At 30.8% G+C, this 24381-nt stretch carries 24 protein-coding genes and 1 pseudogene; 14 read left to right on the top strand and 11 right to left on the bottom strand.

Annotated elements, in window-relative coordinates; genetic code table 11:
* Window positions 1–176: 176 nt before the first annotated feature.
* From BT151_RS11400 to BT151_RS11390, 3 genes are read left to right on the top strand one after another with little or no spacing between them, the layout of a single operon-like run.
* The gene (locus BT151_RS11400; RefSeq protein ID WP_072402242.1) at window positions 177–1457 is read left to right on the top strand and encodes a DEAD/DEAH box helicase; all 1281 of its coding nucleotides are present in this window, start codon (window positions 177–179) and stop codon (window positions 1455–1457) included.
* A 6-nt stretch (window positions 1458–1463) separates the two neighbouring features.
* Window positions 1464–1688: a DUF6500 family protein gene (locus BT151_RS11395; RefSeq protein WP_072402240.1), complete on the top strand. Its 225-nt coding sequence runs from the start codon at window positions 1464–1466 to the stop codon at window positions 1686–1688.
* Window positions 1669–1893, top strand: coding sequence for a VF530 family protein (locus tag BT151_RS11390; protein WP_072402238.1), 225 nt, complete (start codon window positions 1669–1671; stop codon window positions 1891–1893). Before BT151_RS11395 ends, BT151_RS11390 begins: the two co-directional genes overlap by 20 nt.
* Before the next feature lie 104 nt (window positions 1894–1997).
* Here the strand turns inward: BT151_RS11390 and BT151_RS11385 are convergent, their stop codons facing one another.
* Both BT151_RS11385 and pulA read right to left on the bottom strand, forming a co-directional pair.
* Window positions 1998–3704: an AIPR family protein gene (locus BT151_RS11385; protein WP_072402236.1), complete on the bottom strand. Its 1707-nt coding sequence runs from the start codon at window positions 3702–3704 to the stop codon at window positions 1998–2000.
* A 160-nt stretch (window positions 3705–3864) separates the two neighbouring features.
* Entirely contained in the window at window positions 3865–5844 is a 1980-nt protein-coding gene (gene pulA / locus BT151_RS11380; RefSeq protein ID WP_084647929.1) for a type I pullulanase, read from the bottom strand.
* A gap of 144 nt (window positions 5845–5988) precedes the next feature.
* Here pulA and BT151_RS11375 point away from each other — a divergent pair, with 144 nt between their 5' ends.
* Both BT151_RS11375 and BT151_RS11370 read left to right on the top strand, forming a co-directional pair.
* Window positions 5989–6849 (top strand): alpha/beta hydrolase, encoded by an 861-nt coding sequence (locus BT151_RS11375; protein WP_072402233.1) that lies wholly within the window; start codon window positions 5989–5991, stop codon window positions 6847–6849.
* Between the two features lie 6 nt (window positions 6850–6855).
* Window positions 6856–8352: a YfcC family protein gene (locus tag BT151_RS11370; RefSeq protein WP_072402231.1), complete on the top strand. Its 1497-nt coding sequence runs from the start codon at window positions 6856–6858 to the stop codon at window positions 8350–8352.
* On the opposite strand, the gene BT151_RS11365 is transcribed toward BT151_RS11370, so the two are convergent.
* The 9 genes and pseudogenes from BT151_RS11365 to BT151_RS11330 form a co-directional block, all read right to left on the bottom strand.
* Complete coding sequence (locus tag BT151_RS11365; protein ID WP_072402229.1) at window positions 8349–8804, bottom strand: tRNA (cytidine(34)-2'-O)-methyltransferase; 456 nt, start codon at window positions 8802–8804, stop codon at window positions 8349–8351. The two genes, BT151_RS11370 and BT151_RS11365, sit on opposite strands and share 4 nt — an antisense overlap.
* Window positions 8804–10084 (bottom strand): NAD(P)/FAD-dependent oxidoreductase, encoded by a 1281-nt coding sequence (locus BT151_RS11360; protein WP_072402227.1) that lies wholly within the window; start codon window positions 10082–10084, stop codon window positions 8804–8806. The genes BT151_RS11365 and BT151_RS11360 overlap by 1 nt, the downstream gene beginning before the upstream one ends.
* 13 nt (window positions 10085–10097) lie before the next feature.
* Window positions 10098–10862 (bottom strand): tryptophan synthase subunit alpha, encoded by a 765-nt coding sequence (gene trpA, locus BT151_RS11355; protein ID WP_072402225.1) that lies wholly within the window; start codon window positions 10860–10862, stop codon window positions 10098–10100.
* Between the two features lie 180 nt (window positions 10863–11042).
* On the bottom strand, window positions 11043–12224 hold the full coding sequence (gene trpB, locus BT151_RS18935) for a tryptophan synthase subunit beta (RefSeq protein WP_317041237.1): 1182 nt from the start codon (window positions 12222–12224) through the stop codon (window positions 11043–11045).
* A 33-nt stretch (window positions 12225–12257) separates the two neighbouring features.
* Window positions 12258–12887 (bottom strand): annotated as a pseudogene (locus BT151_RS18930) (phosphoribosylanthranilate isomerase); the annotation flags it as partial.
* Window positions 12888–12904: 17 nt separating this feature from the next.
* A complete protein-coding gene (gene trpC / locus BT151_RS11345; RefSeq protein ID WP_072402221.1) occupies window positions 12905–13690 on the bottom strand; it encodes an indole-3-glycerol phosphate synthase TrpC in 786 nt (261 codons plus the stop codon).
* 72 nt (window positions 13691–13762) lie between these two features.
* Window positions 13763–14755 (bottom strand): anthranilate phosphoribosyltransferase, encoded by a 993-nt coding sequence (gene trpD, locus BT151_RS11340; protein WP_072402219.1) that lies wholly within the window; start codon window positions 14753–14755, stop codon window positions 13763–13765.
* A 6-nt stretch (window positions 14756–14761) separates the two neighbouring features.
* A complete protein-coding gene (locus BT151_RS11335; protein ID WP_072402217.1) occupies window positions 14762–15328 on the bottom strand; it encodes an anthranilate synthase component II in 567 nt (188 codons plus the stop codon).
* A gap of 1 nt (window position 15329) precedes the next feature.
* Window positions 15330–16736 carry an anthranilate synthase component I family protein gene (locus tag BT151_RS11330; RefSeq protein ID WP_072402215.1) on the bottom strand — a complete coding sequence of 469 codons (1407 nt, stop codon included), beginning with the start codon at window positions 16734–16736 and terminating at the stop codon, window positions 15330–15332.
* A 292-nt stretch (window positions 16737–17028) separates the two neighbouring features.
* Here BT151_RS11330 and BT151_RS11325 point away from each other — a divergent pair, with 292 nt between their 5' ends.
* The 9 genes from BT151_RS11325 (at window position 17029) to BT151_RS11285 (ending at window position 24381) form a co-directional block, all read left to right on the top strand.
* Window positions 17029–17574 carry a TlpA disulfide reductase family protein gene (locus tag BT151_RS11325; RefSeq protein WP_072402647.1) on the top strand — a complete coding sequence of 182 codons (546 nt, stop codon included), beginning with the start codon at window positions 17029–17031 and terminating at the stop codon, window positions 17572–17574.
* 6 nt (window positions 17575–17580) lie between these two features.
* On the top strand, window positions 17581–18225 hold the full coding sequence (locus BT151_RS11320; protein WP_072402213.1) for a thioredoxin family protein: 645 nt from the start codon (window positions 17581–17583) through the stop codon (window positions 18223–18225).
* Between the two features lie 107 nt (window positions 18226–18332).
* A complete protein-coding gene (locus BT151_RS11315) occupies window positions 18333–18650 on the top strand; it encodes a rhodanese-like domain-containing protein (RefSeq protein WP_072402211.1) in 318 nt (105 codons plus the stop codon).
* A 10-nt stretch (window positions 18651–18660) separates the two neighbouring features.
* Window positions 18661–19044 carry a rhodanese-like domain-containing protein gene (locus BT151_RS11310; protein ID WP_084647928.1) on the top strand — a complete coding sequence of 128 codons (384 nt, stop codon included), beginning with the start codon at window positions 18661–18663 and terminating at the stop codon, window positions 19042–19044.
* 235 nt (window positions 19045–19279) lie between these two features.
* Window positions 19280–19549: a hypothetical protein gene (locus BT151_RS11305; protein WP_072402209.1), complete on the top strand. Its 270-nt coding sequence runs from the start codon at window positions 19280–19282 to the stop codon at window positions 19547–19549.
* Between the two features lie 102 nt (window positions 19550–19651).
* Window positions 19652–20683, top strand: a complete 1032-nt coding sequence (locus tag BT151_RS11300; protein ID WP_072402207.1) for an XdhC family protein — start codon at window positions 19652–19654, stop codon at window positions 20681–20683.
* Window positions 20680–21276: a nucleotidyltransferase family protein gene (locus BT151_RS11295; RefSeq protein ID WP_072402206.1), complete on the top strand. Its 597-nt coding sequence runs from the start codon at window positions 20680–20682 to the stop codon at window positions 21274–21276. Before BT151_RS11300 ends, BT151_RS11295 begins: the two co-directional genes overlap by 4 nt.
* 149 nt (window positions 21277–21425) lie before the next feature.
* On the top strand, window positions 21426–22772 hold the full coding sequence (locus BT151_RS11290) for a sugar porter family MFS transporter (protein ID WP_072402205.1): 1347 nt from the start codon (window positions 21426–21428) through the stop codon (window positions 22770–22772).
* Window positions 22762–24381 (top strand): glycoside hydrolase family 32 protein, encoded by a 1620-nt coding sequence (locus BT151_RS11285; RefSeq protein WP_072402204.1) that lies wholly within the window; start codon window positions 22762–22764, stop codon window positions 24379–24381. Before BT151_RS11290 ends, BT151_RS11285 begins: the two co-directional genes overlap by 11 nt.

Genomic DNA, 24381 nt, shown 5'->3' with positions numbered 1-24381 from the left:
AAAATCGTTTTAATACTTTGACTCATACGTTCAGTTAGCTTTTTTTAGCACAAATTCAAGTATTTAAAATATAATGATAAAATTAGGTGTACCTTTGCACTTTAATAAGAAGGAGGTTGAATTCATAGTGATTTATAATCTCAAAAGCTCATAACGAGTCTTCATAAACACAATATATGTCATTTCAATCTTTAGGCTTATCCGAAGCCTTGCTAAAAGCAGTTAGCAAAAAAGGATACACAACACCATCTCCTATACAACAAAAAGCAATTCCTCCAGTTTTAGAAGGAAAAGATGTTTTAGCATCTGCACAAACAGGAACAGGAAAAACGGCAGGATTTACATTGCCACTTTTACATATTTTATCTGAAAATCCTAAGGAAAAATTCAGACCTATTCGTGCTTTAATTTTAACACCAACCCGAGAGTTGGCAGCACAAGTTTATGCGAATGTTAAAGAATACAGTGAGTTTTTAAATTTAAGAAGCGCTGTTATTTTTGGTGGTGTAAACCAAAAACCACAAGCAGCAACTATTCGTCAAGGTATTGATGTTTTAGTAGCAACTCCAGGGCGTTTGTTAGATTTAGAAAATCAAGGATTATTATCACTTAAACGTGTAGAAATATTTGTTTTAGATGAAGCAGACCGTATGTTAGATATGGGCTTTTTAAGAGATATTGAGCGTGTTATAAAAATGATGCCCGAAAAACGTCAGAATTTAATGTTTTCAGCTACGTTTTCAAAAGATATAAAGAAGCTAGCACATGGTATTTTAAATCATCCCGTACAAGTTGAAGCAACACCAGAAAACACTACAGTTGATGCTATTAGTCAAAAAGTATATCGTGTTGCCAAAGGCTTAAAAACAGATTTAATTATTAAATTAATTTCTGATGGTAATTGGAAACAAGTTCTAGTATTTGCAAGAACAAAACATGGTGCCAATAAGCTTTGTGAAAAAATGGGTAAAGCTGGTATTAAAGCAGCTGCCATACATGGTAATAAAAGTCAAGGTGCGAGAACAAAAGCATTATCAGGTTTTAAAAGCGGAAGTGTAAGTGTACTTGTAGCTACAGATATTGCTGCGAGAGGTTTAGATATTCCATTATTACCACATGTTATAAACTTTGAATTGCCTAACATTCCTGAAGATTATGTACACAGAATTGGTAGAACAGGTAGAGCAGGAGCAAGTGGTGAAGCATTATCGTTAGTAAGTGCAGATGAAACTACTTTTTTAAGAGATATTGAAAAGCTAATTGAAATGAAACTTCCTGTTGAAATATTGGAAGGTTTTGAGCCAGACCCAAATGCATCTACAGCGCCTATAAAACAAGGTCAAGGTCGTCAAAATAGAAATTCAAGAAACAGTAATTCTTCTAATAGTTCAAATAGAAATTCAGGCGGAAATAATAAATCAAGACGTCCAAAACGTACCAACGATAGACGTAGTTAATAGTATATGCAAAAAGTTTTAAAAGATAAAATTGTTGAAGTCTGCAATAAAAAAATAGAAGCAAAAGGTGAAAATGTAGGCGTGTCTTTTTACGCCTTTTTTGCCAATAAAAATGATAATCCAGAACTGTTAATGGAGGCAGCAAAATGGTGGATTATGACTCAAAAGTTAGATCATTTTGAAAAAGCTGTTAAAATTAAAAATTTAGTAAGTGGAATCTCAACCAAATAATCCGTTACATGGTATTAAACTGGAACAAATCATTACAGATTTGGAAGCGCATTATGGTTGGGAATATATGGGAGAAGTTATAAAAATTAAATGTTTTACTGATAAACCATCGGTAAAATCTAGTTTAAAGTTTTTACGTAGAATGCCATGGGCAAGAACTAAAGTTGAAACGATGTATTTAAAGATGCTGAAGAATAAGAGATAGTTTTTCTGTTTAATAAAGTGGTTAAATATCTAGTTTAGCAAAAAAAATTAAAAAAGTAAATATAGGAGGATTTTGGTAATATAAAAATTCCACTATATTGATTTTCAATTTGTTGTGGGAAGTACTTGGCTGTCTAAGAATGTTTTAAAGTTCAGTTGAATTAATTTTCTGGCAGCAGTTAAAGTCTTACCTGAAGTTGGTATGTATTCCTGAATTATTTTTTCAAGAGTATTGATTAAGTCGATTATAGGTTCTTCTAATTTTGATTGTAAATATAAGATATAGAATACTTTTTGCTCACTAGATTCAATTGAAGATTTTACTTTTTCATATTCTTTTTTTATATTAAAATAGTCTTCAACCAATTTAGGACATTCTTCAAGAGAGAATTTATTACTTAAAAATAAATCATTATAATATTTATCGAAAATTGATTTCTTTTGATTTGTAGCTCTTTCAGGCATTCCTCTCAAGGACATTAGTATTTGACCAAACCTTTCCATACTTATCTTATGTCTGTAATTTTTTGAATTATCAAGACCTGTATCTCCTGTTTTTCTCGAATAAATTATATTGTGTTCATCTAAATATTGTTCGATTTGAAGTTGTTCACTTCTAAGTGATTTAAGGTCAACGTTTGAAATAGAATTTTGACTGTTTGTGTATTCAGCGATTTTGTTATTTAATTCTGAATCTTTTGAAGTTTTAAATATCCTAACCAAAATCTCACTATTTGATAAGTAGTCTTCTAAATGCTTTGAATCACTACTATTAAATGAATGAATTGTTCTTAGTGATTGTCCACCATTCAATACTTGAATAGAATCTAAAGAAAGTTTAACTTTTTTATTAGCATTAACAGATTCAGCTCGTATATCATTTGCAGTAAGCGTCAGCCCATTATTATACATGAAAAACTTTGATGGATCATTTTTTAGACTATGATATATGTTTTCATTATATTTTGATTTAACTACAAGACCTCTTACGTTGTCAAAAAGAACAGAATAATCTATATTGACATTACTAAGCGGTGTTAAGTCTTCAATGGCGTAATTTGCTCTCAATTCAATTTCATTACAAGTTATTCTAATTACTTCTGATAATGGAAGTCTTAAAATGTATGATTTTGAAGAAGATATAGAACTTTCTGAAAAAGACATAATAGCATCATTATCTACAATTAATTCAGAATGAATTGGACTTGGGCGAAGTGAAACGAATTGACTAATTTGTTCTAGTCCAATCGTAACTATTTCTAATCCATATGTGTTTTCTAATTGTTCTAAATGATGATCTTTGTTTTTAATTTCAATATCTTCATTACTTACTACATAAAGTGATATTCTATATTCGTCATTACTGTTAAGTTTTTCTAAGATTTTTTTTGCTCCTCTTTTAGTCTTTCCTTCTAATTTTGTTAAATTTTCTGTTATTAAAGCATTGATGAATTTTGAAGAAAGAATTGTTTCATTTAAGCTTTGTTTACCAACACTAAATTTATTTCTGTATTTAAAGTTGAATAATTGTATATGATTTTCTTCTTCATTTATAGTTATAGCATCAATTCCAAAATCATCAAATTTTTCGTTGAATAAAATTGAATTAAATTCTGTGTCTGAAACTATATCTGTAATATCTAATATATCATTTAAAGGAGTCAAATGCTCTATTATAAATAAATAAAAACCTAATCTTTCAAGTTGCTTGCTATCAATATTGGAATAATCAAATTCAAGTTCTTTTGCAAGAAGCTCAAAGTATTTTGAACTCTTTTTTCCTATTATTTTGTAATCATTAATATTTGCCATTATGAAACAATTTTATCTTTTGTTATTAGCTACAATGTTCTGAAGAATATCAATCTGTTTTAATATTGAAACAAATTCAGTATAAGTGGTTTATATTCAATATAAAACGAAGGTAGCTTATTTTTTTAAAATTTAAATCACTATAAACATGTTTATAAGCTTATTTTTTATAAGCAATTAACATAGAAATAGCAGGGACTTTAACCAATTGATTTATGGTTTTTCCTTCTTCTAAATAAAAATCATCACCAATAACCGCAAGTTGCCATTCATTATCTAATTTGTAATTAAAAGGTGTTGTTTTGGCATTATAAATTACTAGAACATCTTTCCAAATATCATTATTAGCGTGGTTACTTATTTGATAACTTATTAATCCGTTTTCAATGGTTTTAAATTCAAGATTGTTTCTAACATCATTAGCAGACGCCATTCTAAACGCAGGATGCGCTTTACGTAAGGCGATGAGGTTTTTGTAATACGCTACAACATTTGCATTTTTTGCTTTCCAATTCCAATCTATTTGGTTAATGCTATCGGGTAAATTATAAGAGTTATGTTCTCCTTTTTTGTTTCTCAACATTTCTGCGCCAGCATGTATAAAAGCAACACCTTGCGAGGTCATAACAACAGCATTGGCAAGTTTGTCCATGGCTATAATTGTGGCTTCATCAGCATCTTTTTTTGATATTTTTAACTTATCATAAATAGTGTGATTGTCATGACAAGACACGTAAGACATAGATTGCCAAGGTTCGCTTGTCCAAGGTTCTTTCGAATAATTAACAGCTTTGTAATCTATTTGAGGATGTTGAATAGCGCCAACAATTCCAAATTTAACCGATTCTTCTGTATTTTTTACGCCACTAACAAAACCTGTGCTTTTTTCATCAAAAACAGAGCCTTTCAGTCCGTCTCTAATATCATCACTAAAAGCCGTAATTTGTGGCATTTTGGTTATGTTTTGCTTTAAAGCTCTTTCATCAAATGATAATGGTGAATCTCCAGCAGTCCATCCTTCACCATAAATAAAAGCGTTAGGATTAACTTTTTTTACAACATTGGCCACTTCATTCATAGTTGTAATATCATGTATGCCCATTAAATCGAAACGAAAACCATCTAAATGATATTCTTTAGCCCAATAGGAAACAGATTCTGTGATGAATTTACGCATCATTTCTTTTTCTGAAGCGGTTTCGTTACCACAAGCCGAAGCATCAGATTGTTTACCATCTTTCCAAAATCTATAATAATAATCTGGTGCTTCTAAATTAAAGTTTGAGTTTTTAGTTCTACCTGTATGATTATAAACCACATCTAAAATAACCCCAATACCGTTATCGTGAAAGGTTTTAATCATGGTTTTAAATTCTTTAATTCTCACTTCGGCATCATAAGGATTTGAAGAAAAAGAACCTTCTGGAACATTATAGTTTTGCGGATCGTAACCCCAGTTAAATTGAGGAGTGTCTAATTTGGTTTCATCAATGGAATAATGGTCGTAAGTTGGTAGTAAATGCACATGCGTAATGCCCATTTCTTTTAAATGATCAATTCCAGTGGCAATTCCATTAGGACCTTTTGTGCCTTCTTCAACCAAACCTAAATATTTCCCGGGCATACTAGAACCAGATTGCGGATGAATAGTCATATCTCTTATATGCAATTCATAAACAATGGCTTCGTTTGGGTATTTTAAAGTTGGGCCTTTGTCATTATTCCAATTACTAGGGTTTGTACTTCCTAAATCTAAAACCATAGCTCTTTTTCCATTAACACCAACGGCTTGCGCATAAATACCAGGAGTTTCTTCAAACCATTTATTATCAATCATAATTTGATAGGTGTAATAAACGCCTGCTAAATCCCCATCTAATTGTTTAGACCATATTTTGTTTGCTGAAGGACTTAATTCATGAGTTTCATAAGGTGCTCCATCAAAACCATTTTTATAAAGGTTTAATTTTACTTTTTCGGCAGTTGGAGACCATAATTTAAATTGTGCAGACGCTTTGCTATAATCTAACCAAAGATTAGTTTCAAAAGCTGTTTGAGTATTTTCAACTGTATCTTTAGTTTTTTCTAAACAAGAAGTTAATAGCATAATTATGAATAATAGGCTGAATTTGAATTTCATTATAATTAGTTTAGTGAATATTTAAGTCTGTGTTGAATAATATTGCTTAGACTTTTAATATAGCGACTAAAAATAGCGATTATCTTTATTAATAATTAAAAGAAGTTATTATTAATTCCTAATTTAGGAAACAATTTGTTCACTATGAGGCGTTTAATTATTTTACTATTTATACCAGTTTTTGTAGTAAGCTGTAATTCTCAAAATAGTATAAAGATTTTTAAAGATGTTGAATACGCACAAATAAACGGCACAAAATTATTATTAGATATTTACCTACCAAATGCTGTGGAAAACCCAAATCTTCTTATTTGGGTTCATGGCGGTGCATGGGTTGGTGGTGATAAAGAAAATCCGCCAGTTAAGTTAGTTGAAAAAGGATATGCTTTAGCAAGTGTTAATTATAGGTTAGCAACCAAAGCACAATTCCCTGCACAAGTATTCGATATTAAAGCAGCTATTCGGTTTTTGCGAGCCAAAGCTTCAGAATATAAATATAATGCTGAAAAGATTGTTATTGCAGGTTCATCAGCTGGGGGACATTTAGTGGCGTTAGTTGGAACCACAAACAATCTTCCAGAATTAGAAGGAACGGTTGGTGATTATTTAAACGAATCATCGTCAGTTCAAGGTATTCTTGATTTTTACGGACCAACAAATTTTATGACCATTTTAAATCAATCTACACCATATGGTATGAATGTTCGTGTGCCAGCACTAAAGAAGTTATTAGGTGATTTACCAGAAAATAAACCTGAATTAGCAAAATTGGCAAGTCCAGTTTATCATGTAGATGAAACAGATCCTCCATTATTAATTATGCATGGTAATAAAGATCAGCAAGTGCCAATTAATCAATCGCATGAGTTAGAAAATGAATATAAGAAACATAATTTAGATGTGTTTTTCAAAGTCATTTATGAAGGTGCACATGGCGGACCAGAATTTGAAACTCAAGAAAATTACGATTTAGTTTTTAAGTTTTTAGATAAAATATTTAAATAATAATTAATGAAGAAATTGAAATTTCCCTCAGCTCAAACTGTACTATTAATTATTGCTGGTTTTGTGGCTTTGCTAACTTGGGTAGTGCCTTCAGGTAAGTTTGATACATTAAAATATAATAAAGAGGATAACAGTTTTACTATTAATAGTGAAGGTAAAACAACAACTATTGAAGCTTCACAAGCCTCATTAAATGAACTTCAAATTAAAATTCCGTTAGATAAATTTACTAATGGAGATATATGGAAACCCATCAGTATTCCAAACACTTATAAAAAGTTAGAAGCAAATCCACAAGGCGTAAAAGAATTTGTAATGTCTCCAATTAAAGGCATTATTGAGGGTGCAGATATTATTATTTTGGTACTTTTTATTGGCGGACTTATTGGTGTGGTAAATAAAACAGGCGCTTTTGAAGGTGGGATTATATGGCTATCTAAAAGTTTAGAAGGACGAGAATTTTTACTCATTATTCTTGTTACATTTTTAGTAGCTGTTGGTGGTTCAACATTTGGTCTAGCTGAAGAAACCATCGCCTTTTTCCCAATTCTTATTCCTGTATTTATTGCTGCGAAATATGATGCTTTAGTTGGATTAGCGTCCATTTATGTAGGTTCTTCAATTGGTACGATGGCTTCAACGGTTAATCCTTTTAGCGTTATTATTGCTTCAGATGCTGCAGGAATTAATTGGACAACAGGTCTTTATGGGAGGCTTTTTATGTTTGTAATTTGTACGGCTATATGTATTGTTTACATTATTAGATATGCACAAAAAGTAAAAAAAGACCCTTCAAAATCAATAATTTATGATCAAAAGGAAGAAATAGAGAGCATGTTTTTGATGTTAAAAACTAATTCACACCAAAAACTAACAACTAAACTAAAGTTAGTTTTATTTGTATTTACACTTTGTTTTGTTGTTATGATTTATGGCGTTTCGATGGAAGAATGGTGGTTTGAAGAGATGACGGCTACATTTTTTGTTGGAGCTATTTTAATAGGTCTTATTGTAAGAATGAATGAAACGAAATTTGTAGATACTTTTGTAAAAGGCGCTACAGAGTTATTAGGTGTTGCATTTATTATTGGTATTGCAAGAGGTGTTACTATTTTAATGGATGATGGATTAATAAGTGACACATTGCTTTATTATTCTAGTAATTTAACAAATGGTATGAATAAAGGCGTATTTGCAAATGCGATGACTTTTATATATGCAGGTTTGTCTTTTTTTATACCGTCTTCTTCTGGTATGGCAGTTTTAACAATGCCTATAATGTCACCACTTGCAGATGGCGTGGGTGTTGGTAGAGAAGTTGTTGTAAGTGCTTATCAATATGGTATTGGCTTATTCAATTTTATAAATCCAACAGGTTTAATTTTAGCTTCGTTAGCCATTGTAAAAGTTGGATTTGATAAATGGTTGAAATTTGTAATGCCACTATTAATAATACTAACTATTGTAACAATGTTGTTTATGACTGTTTCAGTATATCTTTAAATATCTAACTGTCTTAATCCTTCGTAAATGACAATGCTTACCGCATTGGCAAGGTTTAGGCTTCTTACATGTTCACTATATAATGGAATCTTGAAAAGTGAATTAGGATGTTTTTCTAATAGATTTTTGGGTAATCCTACAGATTCTTTTCCAAAAATTAAAAAGAGATTATCTTCAAAAGGAATATCCCAATGATTTTTTTTGCCATGGCTGGAAAGAAACGCCATTTTTTCATTTTTATTGATGTTGAAAAATTCATCAATATTTTCATAATAAGTAACAGGTAAATGTTGCCAATAATCTAAACCGGCACGTTTTAGTCGTGTGTCGTTAATTTCAAAACCAAAAGGTTTTACTAAATGTAAATGAGAGCCAGAAGCTAAAGCTAGTCTTCCAATATTTCCCGTGTTATTAGGTATTTCAGGTTCTATTAAAACAATATTTAAAGGCATTATTCTTTTTTGGTTTTAACCTTTGTAGCGGCTGGTTTCATGATAATTCGTAATGTACTATCATTATTAAAATAGCTAATTGTCCAATTCATAAAAATGAGTAGTTTGTTTTTGATGCTTAAAATAAGCATCAAATGAATAAACATCCAAGTAAACCAAGCCAAACGTCCTTGAAAACTAAATTTAGGCAAATCAACAACTGCTTTACGTTTTCCAATAGTTGCCATAGAGCCTTTATCTGCATATTCAAATTCTTTAAGCGGGTTATTTTGACTTAATTTGGTTAAATTTTTAGCCAAAAGCGAAGCTTGTTGTAAGGCTACACTCGCCACTTGCGGATGTCCTTTAGGATAGTTTGGTGTTGCCATAGATGCAATATCGCCTAAAGCATAAATATTTTTTAACCCTTCTACTTCATTGTATCGATTAACAATTAATCTATTTCCTCTGGTAATACAACTTTCAGGAAATCCTTTAATTATATTTCCAGTTACACCAGCAGCCCAAATAACGTTTTTTGAGTTTATTTGCTCACCAGAATTTAGAGTAACTATGGTGCCATCATAGTCGCTAACAATCGTGTTTGTTTTTACATTTACACCTAATTTCTCAAGATACTTTTGCGACATTTTTTGTGAACCCTCACTCATTGGGCTTAAGGTGTGTGGGCTACCTTCTAAGAGATATATAGTAAGTTTAGAGAAGTCTTTATCTGGGTAATCTTTAGGTAAAATGTTAAGTTTCATTTCTGCCAAAGCACCAGCTAATTCTACACCAGTTGGCCCGCCACCAACAATAACAATATTTAATAAGGTTTGAAGTTTTTCTGTATCTGTAGTATTTAAAGCATCTTCAAAAGTTTGTAAAATTCTATTTCTTAGCTGAATGGCTTCAGGAATAGTTTTCATAGGATAAGCAAATTTCTTTAGGTTCTTATTACCAAAGTAATTTGTGGTGCATCCTATTGAAATAACTAAATGATTGTAATTAAAATTACCAATAGGTGTGCTTACATATTGTTCATCAAAATTAATTTGAGAAACTTCAGTAATACGAATTCTTACATTTTTTGCCTTTTGAAAAACCTTCCGCAACGGAAAAGAAATGCTTGCAGGTTCAAGTCTAGCCGTAGCAACTTGGTACATTAACGGCTGAAATTGATGGTAATTTTGTTTGTCTATAAGATATACTTCGTAGTTTGGATGGTTTATTAAATCCTGAGCAAGTCTTAAACCAGCAAAACCGGCGCCAATTATTATAATTCTTTCCGGTTGTGTCATTTTATCCTATGTTTTAATTTAGTATAGATTTTACAAAATCACTTATATTGTTAACACCTTTATTAGATACGTGCTTTACAAAAGCACTGCCAATAATAGCACCTTTTGCATATTGCGTAGCTTGCCTAAACGTTTCGTTGTTACTAATACCAAAACCTATAATTTGCGGGTTGTTTAAGTTCATTTTGTCAATGCGCTCAAAATAATTAGTTTGCTCGTCACCAAAACCAGATTGTGCACCCGTTGTACTTGCACTACTTACCATGTAAATAAATCCGTTTGAGATAGAATCTATAAAATTGATGCGTTCTACACTTGTTTGTGGTGTAATTAAAAACACATTGATGAGCCCGTATTTTTCAAAAATTGCTTGGTACTCTTCATGATAAACATCCACAGGTAAGTCTGGAATAATAAGACCATCAATACCTATTTCTTGACATTTTTTACAAAAAGCTTCTACACCGTATTGAAGCATTGGGTTAAAATATCCCATTATGATTAGTGGAATAGAAACTGTTTTTCTGATGTCTTTTAATTGATTGAATAAGACCTCAGTCGTCATTCCGTTTTTTAAAGCTTGTGTGGAACTTGCTTGAATAGTTGGTCCATCTGCTAAAGGATCACTAAATGGCAATCCGATTTCAATCATATTAACGCCATTTTTTTCTAAATTTTGAATAATAGAAACAGTATCGTTAATACTTGGATAACCAGCGGTGAAATATATTGATAGAAGCTTTTTATCTTCTTTTAGTTTTGTTTGAATACGATTCATACTAAATATTTATTTTCGTCAACCTGAACTTGTTTCAGGTTCTCATTATTTAATTTTTATGTGATGCTGAAACGAGTTCAACATGACGTTTGGTTTTGCGTTAGGGATTGAAGCGACATCCTTTTGCTTTTTTGCAAAAGATATAGCGAAAAGCCCGACCCTTGCGGTAACGCCCATAAATTACAATTTAAAATAATCTATATAGGTGTTTAAATCTTTATCGCCACGCCCAGATAAACTCACGACCACAACATCATTTGGTTTAAATTTTTTATGCTCGAAAATAGCTAGTGCATGCGACGTTTCAATAGCCGGAATAATACCTTCAAGTTTCGAGAGTTCTAAACCAGCAGCCATAGCATCACTATCTGTTATAGACATAAATTGTGCACGTCCTGTTTTTGATAAATGTGCATGCATTGGGCCAACACCAGGGTAATCCAAACCAGCTGAAATAGAATAAGGCTCGGTAATTTGTCCGTCTTTAGTTTGCATTAAAAGGGTTTTACAACCGTGTATAATACCTTCTTTTCCTAAAACCGAAGTTGCAGCACTTTCACCAGAATCAATACCTAATCCAGCAGCTTCTACAGCTATTATATTGACATCCTCTTCATGTAAATAATGGTAATAGGTTCCCGCAGCATTACTTCCTCCACCAATACAAGCAACAACATAATCTGGATTTTCTCGTCCCTCTTGCTCTTTTAATTGCCATTTAATTTCTTCTGAAATAACCGATTGAAAGCGCGTTACCATATCTGGATATGGATGCGGACCAATAGCAGAACCAATAATATAATGCGTGTTTACAGGATTGTTAATCCAATCGCGAATGGCTTCGTTTGTAGCATCTTTTAAAGTTCTACTTCCGGATAAAGCAGGAACTACAGTTGCTCCAAGCATTTTCATTCTAGCAACGTTTGGTGCTTGTCGTGCAATATCAATTTCGCCCATATAAACAATACACTCAAGTCCCATTAAGGCACAAACCGTTGCTGTGGCAACACCATGTTGTCCTGCACCAGTTTCAGCAATAATTCTAGTTTTTCCTAGACGTTTTGCCATAAGAATTTGACCAATAGTGTTGTTTATTTTATGGGCACCAGTATGGTTTAAATCTTCACGCTTTAAATATATTTTAGTATTATATTTTTCTGATAGGCGTTTTGCAAAATAGAGTGGAGAAGGGCGTCCCACATAATCTTTTAAAAGTTGGTCGAACTCTTTTTTAAAATCGGGTTCTGCCATTATTTTTAAATAATTTTGGCGCAACTCTTCTACGTTTGGATAAAGCATTTCTGGAATGAATGCACCTCCAAATTCTCCGTAGTATCCTTTTTCGTTTACGTTGTAATTCATTTTGTTATTACTCAGTTTATTTTTAAACTCTTTTAATAGTTCTATATTTTTTAATCCAGGCTCAATTTCAAATTTACTATTCACATCAATGGCGTAGCAATATTTAGAGGCCTTACTTTTCTTGAATTTTTTAATATCTAAAGTTTGTTCAATTCCAATACCACCGCTTAAAAAGAATGGTTTTGTAGATGGGTAATTATTTAAAACATTCCAATCGAAAGTATATCCATTTCCTCCGGGAAGTTTTCCCTTAGTGTCAAAAAGGAAATAGTCAACAACATTTTCATAAGGTTTTAAAACATCAAAATTGAATTCATTTTTTATTGAAAATACTTTAATGATTTCTAGTTTTTCGTCAATCTGAAATTGTTTCAGATTCTTATCTTTTTTATGTGATGCTGAATCAAGTTCAGCATGACGTAATGCTTCACAATATTCAGGTGATTCATTACCATGTAATTGAACAGCTTGGAGATTATGTGTATTTATTTTTTTAATAACAAACTCCAAATCTGCATCAACAAAAACACCTGTTTTTTTTATTGATTTTGATAATTCAGGAATTACAGTGTCAAAATGTCTTGCGGATTTTTCATAGAAAATAAATCCGAGATAATCAGGTTGCAATGCAGCAACTTGCTCAATGTTTTCTTGATATTTCATTCCGCAGATCTTCAGTTTCATTGCTCCAAAGTTTTAATAAATTCTGTTGCACTTTCTCCTGGATTATCAGTTTTCATAAAGTTTTCACCAATTAAAAAACCCTGATAACCATAAGGTTGTAATTCTTTTATGGCTTCAATATTACTAATGCCACTTTCTGAAACTTTTACAAAATCATTTGGAATTAAAGAACTTAACGTTTTGCTAGTTTCTAAACTAACATCGAAAGTTTTTAAATTTCTATTATTAACCCCAAGCATATCTAAACTAGGCATTATAGATTTATTTAATTCCTCTTCGTTATGAACTTCTAAAAGTACATCTAAATTTAAGCTTTTTGCAAATTCTGAAAACTGTTTGATTTCATCTCTAGTTAAAATAGCTGCAATTAGTAAAATAACATCTGCTCCATAAGCTTTAGCTTCTATAAGTTGGTATTCGTCAATAATGAATTCCTTTCTTAACAAGGGTAAATTACAACTTGCTCTGGCAGTTAGTAAATCGTCTAAGGAACCACCAAAATATTTTCCATCTGTTAAAACCGACATACCACAAACACCAGCATTTTCATAACCTTTTGCTACATCTTGAACATTTAAATTGTTATTGATTATAGATTTTGATGGCGAACGACGTTTATGTTCTGCGATAATTCCAGATGTACTATTTCGTAAGTTGTTAGCAAGTGAAACGGTTTGTCTTTCAAAAAGAACAGATTGTTCTAATTGAGAAATAGGAATTAAACTTTTTCGAAGGGCTACTTCTTTACGTTTATCTAATGTTATTTTATCTAATATATTCATATTTCGTCAATCTGAACTTGTTTCAGATTCTCATAATTTGTGCGATGCTGAAACGAGTTCACCATGACGTTTCTATTTACTTAATTCAATCAATTTATCTAAACTCGCTTTTGCTTTCCCTGAAAACAAGGATTCTTTAGCTATTTCAAAACCTTCTTTGTGTGATATTTGTTTTGAAGTAGCAATGGCTAATCCTGCATTTGCACAAACGACATTATTTTGTGCTTCAGTTCCTTTACCTTTTATAATATCTACAAATATTTTTGCTGCATCTTCGATAGTATTTCCTCCAAAAATAGCTTCTTGTTTAATTTTTGAAACCCCTAAATCTTCTGGTGAAAACAATTTTTCAGTATGATTGGAAATAATTTTTGCTTTCCCAGTTAATGAAATTTCATCATAGCCATCTAAAGCATAAACAATATTATAATTGTTAGCTGTGTTTTGATATAAAAAACTATATAGTCGTAAAACCTCCAGATTAAAAACACCGAGTACATGGTTTTTTGGAAATGAAGGATTAACTAATGGTCCCAACATATTAAAAAAGGTTTTAACGCCTAATTCTCTACGAATAGGTGCAACGTTTTTCATTGCTGGGTGAAAAAGAGGGGCATGTAATATGCATATTCCTGCTTGGTCTAAACAACGTCTTAAAAAGTCTTCGTTATTGGAGAATTTTACACCTAAATGTTCCATAACATTAGATGATCCAGAAGTTGATGAAACACCATAGTTACCATGTTTGGAAACGTTAACTCCAGCACCTGCTGTGATAAAAGATGACAGCGTGGAGATATTGAAAGTGTTTTTACCATCACCTCCAGTACCCACTATATCTATAGCATTAAAGTCGTTGAGGTTTATTGGTAAACAAAGTTCTAAAAGTGCGTCTCTAAATCCTCGTAATTCTTCAATAGTTATGCTACGCATCATGAAAACAGATAGGAAGCATGTTATTTGGCTTGGGTTATACATATCATTTGATATGTTAACTATAACCTGTTTTGCCTCCTCACTTGAAATGGTTTCGTGATTTATAAGTCTGTTTAATATGTATTTCATTATAAATTAACTATTAATCCAATTCTTTAATATTTGTTTTCCGTCTGGTGTTAAAACCGATTCTGGATGGTATTGAACACCTTTTACATCATATATTTTATGTCTTAAAGACATGATTTGTCCGTTTTCATCAAAAGAAGTTGCTTCTAAACTCTCTGGTAAATCAGGATTTACAACCCAAGAATGATAACGACCAACTTCTATGTTTTTTTCTAAACCATTAAAAATAGGCTCATCATCAACACTTATGGTAACATTAGTTGCAACACCATGATAAACATCTTCTAGATTTATAAGAGAACCACCAAAAACTTCGCCAATAGCTTGTTGCCCTAAACAAACACCTAAAATGCTTTTTGTTGGGGCATATTTTTTAATAATAGCTTTTAGTAGTCCTGCTTCATCTGGAATTCCAGGTCCTGGAGATAAAACAATTTTATCAAAAGGTTCAACATCCTCTAAAGCTAATTTGTCGTTTCTTACAACAGTTACATCGCAGTTTAAATCTTCTAAATAATGGACAAGATTGTATGTGAAACTGTCATAATTATCTATAACTAATACTTTCTTCATTTTATATGTCTTCTGCTAATTTAATAGCTTTAGTTAATGCTCCTAATTTATTGTAAACTTCTTGTAATTCGTTTTCTTGATTAGATTTTGATACTAATCCAGCACCAGCTTGCCAATTAAGTTTATAGTCTTTACTTAAAAATGTACGAATCATAATGGCGTGATTAAAATTGCCTTCAAAATCCATAAAACCAATAGCACCACCGTAAAATCCGCGACTTGTTTTTTCGTATTTTTCAATAAGTTGCATCGCCATATGTTTTGGAGCGCCACTTAAAGTTCCAGCAGGAAAAGTATCGGCAACAACCTGCATTGTGGAAGTCGAATTATGTTTTTGCCCAACAACTTTACTTACCAAATGAATAACATGTGAGAAAAACTGAACTTCTCTGTAGGTAACAACTTTTACTTGGCTTCCGTGGCGACTTAAATCGTTTCTTGCCAAATCGACTAGCATCACATGTTCTGCATTTTCTTTGTCGTCTTTTTTCAATTTTTCAGCTAAAATTTCATCTTTATGTTCATCGCCTGTACGTTTAAAAGTACCAGCAATAGGATGAATTTCGGCTAAACCATCGGTAACAATAAGCTGTGCTTCTGGCGAACTTCCAAAGATTTTAAAATCGCCATAATCAAAATAAAATAAATATGGTGATGGGTTTATACTTCGCAATGCACGATATACATTAAAATCATCTCCTGTAAATTCTTGAGCGAATTTTTTTGAAAGCACCAATTGAAAAACATCTCCACGACCACAGTGTTTTTTTGCTAATTCTACTTGCTCTTTATATTCATCATCAGTTAAGTTAGAAGTGATATCTCCTTTGGAATTAAAGTTGTAAGACGCGAAATTTTGAATGTTTATTAACTTATCTATGTCATGAATATTGTTTTCTGTGTCTTCATAACAGTGTGCAAAAATGTAAGCCTCATTTTTAAAATGATTTATAGCAATAATGTTTTTGTAAACGGCATAATAAACATCAGGAATAACAACAGAATCATCTTTCTTGCTAATTTGAATATCTTCAAAATACCTTACAGCATCATAAGCAGTGTAACCAAAAATACCGTTGTTTATAAATTTGAAATTTTCTTCAGATTTGACATCAAATCGTTTTGTGAATTGGTGAATTTCTTCAGCAACATTAACGCCTTCAGTAATATCTAATGATGTTGAACTGCCATCAGGAAAAGTTTGTGAAATCACCTCGTTTTCAACTTTAATTGAAGCAATTGGGTTAAAACAGATGTATGAAAAGTTTTTATGACTTCTGTGATAATCACCACTTTCTAAGAGAATACTATTAGGGTATTTATCACGTATTTTATAATATACAGTAACAGGCGTGATAGTATCTGTTAAAATTCTTTTATGATGCGTATAAAGGCTGTACTTCTTCATTTATTTTTTGTTTTGTTTCACTCTGAATCACTTCAGAACAAAGAAAAAGGCTTGTCGTGAATGACAAGCCTTTTGGATATTTTTAGTTTTAAATATACTAGGTTTTTACTTCACGAACATTAGTTTCGAAAGCAACACCACCAAGTTTTATTTAAAATTGAATTCATTTTTTGTTTTTGTTTCATCAAATATAGAAATGAAAATAGTATTACCCAAAACTTTAAATCATTTTTTCTATAAAAGTTTGTTAAACTATTATAAATACAGTCAACTATTAATTAAATTTAACGTTATGAAATTAAAAGTGTTATTTATTGTATTATTAGCAATAGCAGGTTGTAAGAACGAAAACAAAACAAACAAAGTTGCAGATAATAATATTAAAAAGGAAGTAAGCAAAAAGGTTGTTTCAAGTGAAATTGATTTAGAAGTTTATAATTATAATGGTTTTGAGAAATTTTTAAATAAAAAAGATGACAAAATATATGTAATTAATTTTTGGGCAACTTGGTGCGCGCCTTGTGTTAAAGAATTGCCTTATTTTGAAAAGTTGAATGAAAATTATAAAAATAAAAATGTTGAGGTTATTTTGGTGAGTTTAGACTTCCCACATTTGTACGATACCAAATTGAAACCCTTTATTAAGGAAAAGAAGTTAACATCAAAAGTTATTGCTTTAGATGATGTAGATATGAACACTTGGATTCCTAAAGTAGATGAAACTTGGTCTGGTTCTATACCAGCAACTATTATTTATAAAAATGATAACAAGAAATTTTTTGAGCAATCCTTCACATATGATGAATTAGAAACAGAATTAAAACAATTTTTAAATTAAATTACGATGAAAAAAACACTTAAATTAATTTCAGCAGCATGTTTAGTGTTGTTAATTAGCGCCTTTACAATCAGTAAAACTACTGTAATTGATGGATATAAAATAGGTGATTTAGCCGAAGACTTTTCACTTAAAAATATAGATGGTAAAATGGTTTCTTTAGCAGATTATAAAGATGCCAAAGGTTATATTGTAACATTTACATGCAATACTTGCCCTTTTGCTGTAGCTTATGAAGATAGAATTATCGCATTAGATAAAAAATATGCAGATAAAGGTTATCCTGTAATAGCTATAATGCCTAACGATACCAATTTAAAACCTGATGATGACTTAAATGCTATGAAAGAAAGAGCAAACGAAAAAGGTTTTACATTTCCTTACTTGATAGATAAGAACCAAACAGTTTATCCTAAATATGGAGCAACTAAAACACCACATATGTTTGTGTTACAAAAAACCAAAAAAGGCAATGTAGTTAAGTATATTGGAGCAATAGATGATAATTATAAAGATGCTTCAGCAGTAACTACAAAATATGTGGAAGATGCTGTAAATGCATTACTAAAAGGTGAAGATATAAAAGAAAAAGAAACTAAAGCCATTGGTTGTTCTATAAAAGTTGCTAAAACTAATAGCAGCTATGATTAATAGAAAACTAAGTAGTATTTAAAATCCGATGTGTAATACTTCGGATTTTTTTTCGTCTATAATTTAATAAACAGTAATTTTGTAATACATAATTATTAAAAAAAAACATGGAAGATTTATCTCAAGAAGAATGGAAAGAGCAGCTTGCAAATGATGATAATGCTGTAATATTAGATGTAAGAACAGATGCCGAAGTAGCTGATGGTATTATACCAAATGCTATTCAAATCGATATATATAAAGGGCAGGATTTTATAAATGAAATTGAAGATTTAGATAAGAGTAAAAATTACTATGTGTATTGTCGCTCGGGAAATAGAAGCGGTCAAGCATGTAAAATTATGGAACAACTTGGTTTTGAAAACGCCTATAATCTTGAAGGTGGTATGTTACAATGGACAGGTGATGTAGTAGATCTTGATTAAATATTTTAGTATGAAAACATACTTGTTATTCACATATTTTATAATTAGTTTGTTGGTTTTTAGTTGTAAACAAGCTACATCAAATAAAAATTTAACGAATCTTTCGCCAGAACAATTTCAAACAGCTTTAAAGAATAATTCGGTTCAGCTTATTGATGTTAGAACACCAAAGGAATATGATGTTAATCATATACAAAATGCAGTAAATGTTGATTTTTTTTCAGATGATTTTAGTAAAAATATTAATGAATTTGATAAAGAACAACCAATTTTTATATACTGTAGATCCGGAAGGCGTAGTGCTAAAAGTGCTATTGAATTTCAAAAAGCTGGTTTTACAAAAATATATAATTTAGAAGGAGGCTTTCTTAATTGGAAATCCAAAGGTTTTTAATAAAGCTATAAGTAGAGAGTTTTTCTAAATATAAATTGTCAATAAATTAAGGTTTTATGGCTCTATTGTACATTCATCTTTTTTTTTAGTACTTCATCTTTTTTATTATAATAAGTGGTATCAATTCTTTTATCTTTATACTAATATTCATGATTTAATTGTGAATGTGTTAAAAAATTGGAGTCTTTTTAATGCAAAATTTAAATTAATCCATTAACCCCTCATTATAAAAAGTATGGAAAACGGTTATGTAATATTAGGTATTATTGCATTGTTATTCTTAAGTATGTATGGCTATTCTTATTTATCTGTAGTTAGAGAAAAAATGGTTCAGAAAAGAGAACAAAAAGCGCAATTAGATAAGGAAGAGTTAAGACGTCAAAGACGTCTTAAAAATCAAGAAATTATTGATGAAAAAGTTAGATTATTCAATAAAAGAAAAGAAGAAATACAACATGAGTTAATGATGTTGGAAAGAATGAGAGAAACACAAAAAGTTAGTTAAAACTTTATAGTATATCTAAAAGCCCATATAAATTAATTTATATGGGCTTTTTAATTTTTATAGAATAAGTAAAATTAATAGAGTTTTTGTTATCTTAGATGAATGACCCACGAATTAAAACAAATAGTTGAAGCTGCGCTTTTAAATCAAGCTTCTAATATTAAAAATGTACTAGCGACGGTTGTTGATTTAGATGGTTCTTCCTATAGGCGTCCTGGAGTTCGTATGTTACTTTCAAGTAACGGTAATATGGTTGGAGCAGTTAGTGGAGGCTGTGTTGAAAATGAGGTCTTGCGTAGAGCACAATCTGTTTTTAAAACTGGGCAATCTAAAATCATGACTTACGATGGTCGTTACCGTTTGGGATGTGAAGGCGTTTTATATATTTTATTAGAACCTTTTGAGGTTTCAAATGAATTTAAAAAAGTATTCTTTCAAGCATTAGAAAACAGAAATGAGTTTACCATAGCTTCTTATTACAAAAAAGAAGATGAATGCGTTGGCGATTTTTACTCTACAGTTTCATTTGGTAAAAATGATTTATTTCCTTTTTCTAAAAACCATGATACTGTAACTCCACAAAACAAAAATGTAAAAATATTTTCTCAATCACTTCCACCATGTTTTAAGTTACTAATAATTGGAGGTGAACATGACGCAGTAAAACTTTGTAAAATGGCATCTCTTTTAGGTTGGGAAGTAGATGTTGTTACATCCATAAAAGACCCAAAACAAATTCAGGATTTTCTAGGAGCAAAAACGGTAACAGCAAATACACCAGAAGCATTTACTGTAAGCAGTTTAGATAAAGAATGTGCTGTAGTTTTAATGACGCATAATTATGCTCAAGATCTCAGATATCTTATAAAATTGAAAGATTGTAAATTACCTTACATAGGTGTTTTAGGTTCAGCAAAAAGGCGTGAGCAGCTACAAAACGACTTGTTTGATTATACTACAGATTTTGAAGATGCTTATTTAGAAAGTATTCACAGTCCAGCTGGATTAAATTTAGGCGCTATAACACCAGAAGAGATTGCATTATCCATTCTTTCAGAGATTTTATCCATTATAAGAAATAAACAACCTATTAACTTAAATACTATTTCGGGTAAAATTCATTCTCAAAATTGAAAAAAATAGCAGTTTTAATATTAGCTGCAGGTAGTGCTTCTAGAATGGGGCGTATTAAACAGTTGCTGCCTTATAATAATTCAACCTTTTTACAAATTGCTATAAAAAATGCACTAGAATCTAAAGCCAATAATGTGTATTGTGTTTTAGGAGCAAACTTAGAAACGATACAAAAAGAAGTTAAAACAGATAAGGTTACTTTTATTCGCAATCCAAACTGGAAAGAAGGTTTGAGTTCAAGTATAGTGGTTGGAGTTGAATATTTGCTTGCTGGAAAAACAGAAATAGATGCTGTTTTAATAATGCTTGCAGATCAGCCCCATGTAGATTCAAAATATATAGATGAACTTATTAAGCTTCATGAAAACAATAAAAATAAAATTGTAGCTTCTACTTACGAAAACAAAAAAGGTGTGCCTGCTATTTTTCCTTCAAATAATTTTAATAATCTTTTAAAGCTTAAAGGAGATAAAGGAGCAAAATTATTATTAAATAATCCTCAACAAAATATTATTACACCAGAATTAAAATCTTTTGAAATTTTAAAAGATATTGATACACCTAAAGATTACGAACAGTTTCTTAAAAAGTAGTTAAATAAAAAATCACTATTTTTTCACCAGAATATGATAAATACCGAAATCGATTTCGATTGATTAATGATTATTTATGAATCAATAAATAATGAGTTTTTTTAATTTTAAGTAAATTACTCAACCAATTTAAACTAACTAAAATAAATATGAAAAATAAAACAACATTCTGGTCATTAACAGTAGCCGTTGCCGGTTTTTTGTTTGGGTTTGATACCGTAGTTATTTCTGGTGCCAATGAGCCTATTAAACAATTATGGGAAACTTCACCTTTATTTCATGGTACTTTTATAATGTCAATGGCTTTGTGGGGTACTGTTTTTGGAGCACTTTTTGGCGGTATTCCTGCAGATAAATTTGGACGTAAAAAAATGCTTTTCTGGATTGGAATTTTATTTTTATTATCAGCTTTAGGTTCTGCTTTAGCTATGGATAAGTACTCGTTTTCATTTTTTAGATTTATTGGTGGTTTGGGTGTTGGTGCATCTTCAGTAGTCGCACCCATGTATATATCTGAGATTTCTAGCGCAAAAAACAGAGGTAAATTAGTTGCGCTTTATCAATTTAATATCGTTTTTGGAATTATGTTAGCATATTTTTCTAATCTTTGGTTAAAGGGGTTTGACGGGGCAAATGATTGGCGTTGGATGCTTGGTGTAGAAGTTGTTCCTGCTGTAATTTACTGTGTATTAGTATTAGGTGTTCCTAAAAGCCCACGTTGGTTAGCCTTAAAAAAAGGTGATGATGATGAAGCACTTTCAGTATTGAAATTGACACATACAAATGAGGATGCAACCAAAAAGCTTGCAGAAATTAAGGAAGAAATAAATGTTTTAGAAAAAAAGACTAAAACTGTTTTTTCTAAAAAATATAGTTTTCCATTAATGCTTGCTTTTTTTGTAGCTTTTTTTAATCAATTATCAGGAATAAATTTTCTGCTTTATTATGCTCCAGAAATTTTTGGTCGTGCAGGTATAGAAAACCCATTTTTAGCATCAGTTTATGTTGGACTAGCTAATTTGATTTTTACTATTGTAGGCATGAGCTTAATTGATAAGTTTGGGCGCAGACAGTTGCTTGTAATTGGTTCTATTGGTTATATTATAAGTCTATCTGTTGTAGCTTGGGCATTTAAAACGGAAGCCGATGCTGTTATTTTATTATCTTTCATCATCATTTTTGTTGCTTCACATGCTATAGGGCAAGGAGCAATTATCTGGGTATTTATTTCAGAAATTTTCCCTAATAAAGTTAGAGCAATGGGGAATTCTTTTGGTTGTGGTACGCATTGGGTATTTGCAGCAATCATAACATTAGTAACACCTTTGTTTTTAGATGAAAAAGAAGGAATATTTAACGATAACCCTTGGCCGATTTTTGCTTTTTTTGCAGGTATGATGGTATTGCAACTTCTGTTTGCTCTATTTATAATGCCTGAAACAAAAGGAATGTCTTTAGAAGAGTTAAGTAAAAAACTAATAAGAGATGAAAAATAAAAAACATTACTATATAATATTTCTTTTTTTAATAGCTTCAATTTTTACAACGACAACAAGTTGTAAAGAAAATAAAAAGGAAAGTAATTTAGAATTAGTTGTATTACAAGAAAAGCAAACAGAAGAAGCATTATATAGACCTAATTTTCATTTTACACCAAAAGCTAATTGGATGAATGATCCTAATGGAATGTTTTATTTAAATGGCAAATATCACATGTATTTTCAATATTATCCCGATGGAAATGTTTGGGGTCCGATGCATTGGGGACATGCAATTAGTAAAGACATGATTACTTGGGAAGAACAACAAATAGCGTTATATCCAGATGATTTAGGTTATATTTTTTCTGGTAGCGCTATAGTTGATAAAAATAATACCTCAGGTTTTGGTAAAGAAGGTGTTTCACCAATTGTTGCCATATTCACTTATCATGATGCTAAAAGTGAAAAAGCAGGTAACATAAATTATCAAAGCCAAGCAATTGCCTATTCATTAGATGAAGGCTTGACTTGGACTAAACATGAAAATAATCCTGTAATTTCTAACCCAGATATCAAAGATTTTAGAGACCCAAAAGTAGTTTGGGATGACTCAAATAAAAAATGGGTTATGGCATTAGCAGCTGGAAATAAAATAATGTTTTACAGTTCGTTGAATTTAAAAGAATGGAAGTTGAAGTCAGACTTTGGAGAAAATATTGGTGCTCATGGAGGTGTTTGGGAATGTCCAGATTTGTTTCCAATAAAAGTTAATAATGGTGAAGAGACTAAATGGGTTTTAATAGTAAGTATTAACCCTGGAGGACCAAATGGAGGTAGTGCAACACAATATTTTGTTGGTGATTTTAATGGAAATACATTTAAGTTAGATGAAGATTTTTCTAATCAATTAAAAAAGGAAAATGCAATTTGGTTAGATTACGGTCGAGATAATTATGCAGGTGTTACCTGGTCCAATATTCCAGAATCTGATGGTAGAAAACTATTCATAGGTTGGATGTCTAATTGGGAATACGGCCAAGAGGTGCCAACTTTTAAATGGCGAAGTTCTATGACAGTTGCTAGAGAACTTAAACTTAAAAAGACAGGAAACTCCTTTTGTTTACAAAATTCACCTGTTAATGAACTCTATAGCTACGCAACAAAAAGTATTAGTAAAGATTCAATAAAAAGTAACAAAATTGAAGACTTATTAAGTGAATCTGATATTGATTTTGCTAAATTAAATCTTCAGTTTGAATTGAAAGATTTAAAAAGCGAAGTTTATAATTTACTGTTTTATAATAAAGAAGGAGATACACTTTCATTGGGTTTAGATAATATAAAAAATGAGTTTTTTATCAATAGAAAAAAAGCTGGAAAAGTAGATTTTTCTGAAAAATTCGCATACAATATTTCTAAAGCTAAAGTGCCAGAAACGTTTGAAGAATTAAATGTTCAAATTCTTTTAGATAAAACATCGGTAGAAGTTTTTTATAATAATGGTGAAATAGTAATGACTGAATTATTTTTTCCTAAATCCCCATTAGAACTGTTTTCAATATCTTCAAAAGATGAAACATTTAAAATAGAAAATCTAAAAATTCAAGAATTTAAGTTTAATTAA

It is taken from the genome of Flaviramulus basaltis, assembly GCF_900114265.1.
In the GTDB taxonomy this organism is placed as follows: domain Bacteria; phylum Bacteroidota; class Bacteroidia; order Flavobacteriales; family Flavobacteriaceae; genus Flaviramulus; species Flaviramulus basaltis.
Note: the sequence above shows the minus strand (reverse complement) of the source record. Positions and strands in the feature narration are given on the sequence as shown.

Coding starts and splice junctions, on each gene's coding strand:
- BT151_RS11325 (WP_072402647.1), top strand. CDS start 17,029: ATGAAATTAAAAGTGTTATTTATTGTATTATTAGCAATAGCAGGTTGT.
- BT151_RS11320 (WP_072402213.1), top strand. CDS start 17,581: ATGAAAAAAACACTTAAATTAATTTCAGCAGCATGTTTAGTGTTGTTA.
- BT151_RS11300 (WP_072402207.1), top strand. CDS start 19,652: ATGACCCACGAATTAAAACAAATAGTTGAAGCTGCGCTTTTAAATCAA.
- BT151_RS11400 (WP_072402242.1), top strand. CDS start 177: ATGTCATTTCAATCTTTAGGCTTATCCGAAGCCTTGCTAAAAGCAGTT.
- BT151_RS11335 (WP_072402217.1), bottom strand. CDS start 15,328: ATGAAGAAAGTATTAGTTATAGATAATTATGACAGTTTCACATACAAT.
- BT151_RS11315 (WP_072402211.1), top strand. CDS start 18,333: ATGGAAGATTTATCTCAAGAAGAATGGAAAGAGCAGCTTGCAAATGAT.
- BT151_RS11375 (WP_072402233.1), top strand. CDS start 5,989: ATGAGGCGTTTAATTATTTTACTATTTATACCAGTTTTTGTAGTAAGC.
- BT151_RS11305 (WP_072402209.1), top strand. CDS start 19,280: ATGGAAAACGGTTATGTAATATTAGGTATTATTGCATTGTTATTCTTA.
- trpB (WP_317041237.1), bottom strand. CDS start 12,224: ATGAATTACAACGTAAACGAAAAAGGATACTACGGAGAATTTGGAGGT.
- pulA (WP_084647929.1), bottom strand. CDS start 5,844: ATGAAATTCAAATTCAGCCTATTATTCATAATTATGCTATTAACTTCT.
- BT151_RS11330 (WP_072402215.1), bottom strand. CDS start 16,736: ATGAAGAAGTACAGCCTTTATACGCATCATAAAAGAATTTTAACAGAT.
- BT151_RS11360 (WP_072402227.1), bottom strand. CDS start 10,084: ATGACACAACCGGAAAGAATTATAATAATTGGCGCCGGTTTTGCTGGT.
- BT151_RS11290 (WP_072402205.1), top strand. CDS start 21,426: ATGAAAAATAAAACAACATTCTGGTCATTAACAGTAGCCGTTGCCGGT.
- BT151_RS11310 (WP_084647928.1), top strand. CDS start 18,661: ATGAAAACATACTTGTTATTCACATATTTTATAATTAGTTTGTTGGTT.
- BT151_RS11385 (WP_072402236.1), bottom strand. CDS start 3,704: ATGGCAAATATTAATGATTACAAAATAATAGGAAAAAAGAGTTCAAAA.
- trpA (WP_072402225.1), bottom strand. CDS start 10,862: ATGAATCGTATTCAAACAAAACTAAAAGAAGATAAAAAGCTTCTATCA.
- BT151_RS11370 (WP_072402231.1), top strand. CDS start 6,856: ATGAAGAAATTGAAATTTCCCTCAGCTCAAACTGTACTATTAATTATT.
- BT151_RS11395 (WP_072402240.1), top strand. CDS start 1,464: ATGCAAAAAGTTTTAAAAGATAAAATTGTTGAAGTCTGCAATAAAAAA.
- trpC (WP_072402221.1), bottom strand. CDS start 13,690: ATGAATATATTAGATAAAATAACATTAGATAAACGTAAAGAAGTAGCC.
- BT151_RS11365 (WP_072402229.1), bottom strand. CDS start 8,804: ATGCCTTTAAATATTGTTTTAATAGAACCTGAAATACCTAATAACACG.
- trpD (WP_072402219.1), bottom strand. CDS start 14,755: ATGAAATACATATTAAACAGACTTATAAATCACGAAACCATTTCAAGT.
- BT151_RS11285 (WP_072402204.1), top strand. CDS start 22,762: ATGAAAAATAAAAAACATTACTATATAATATTTCTTTTTTTAATAGCT.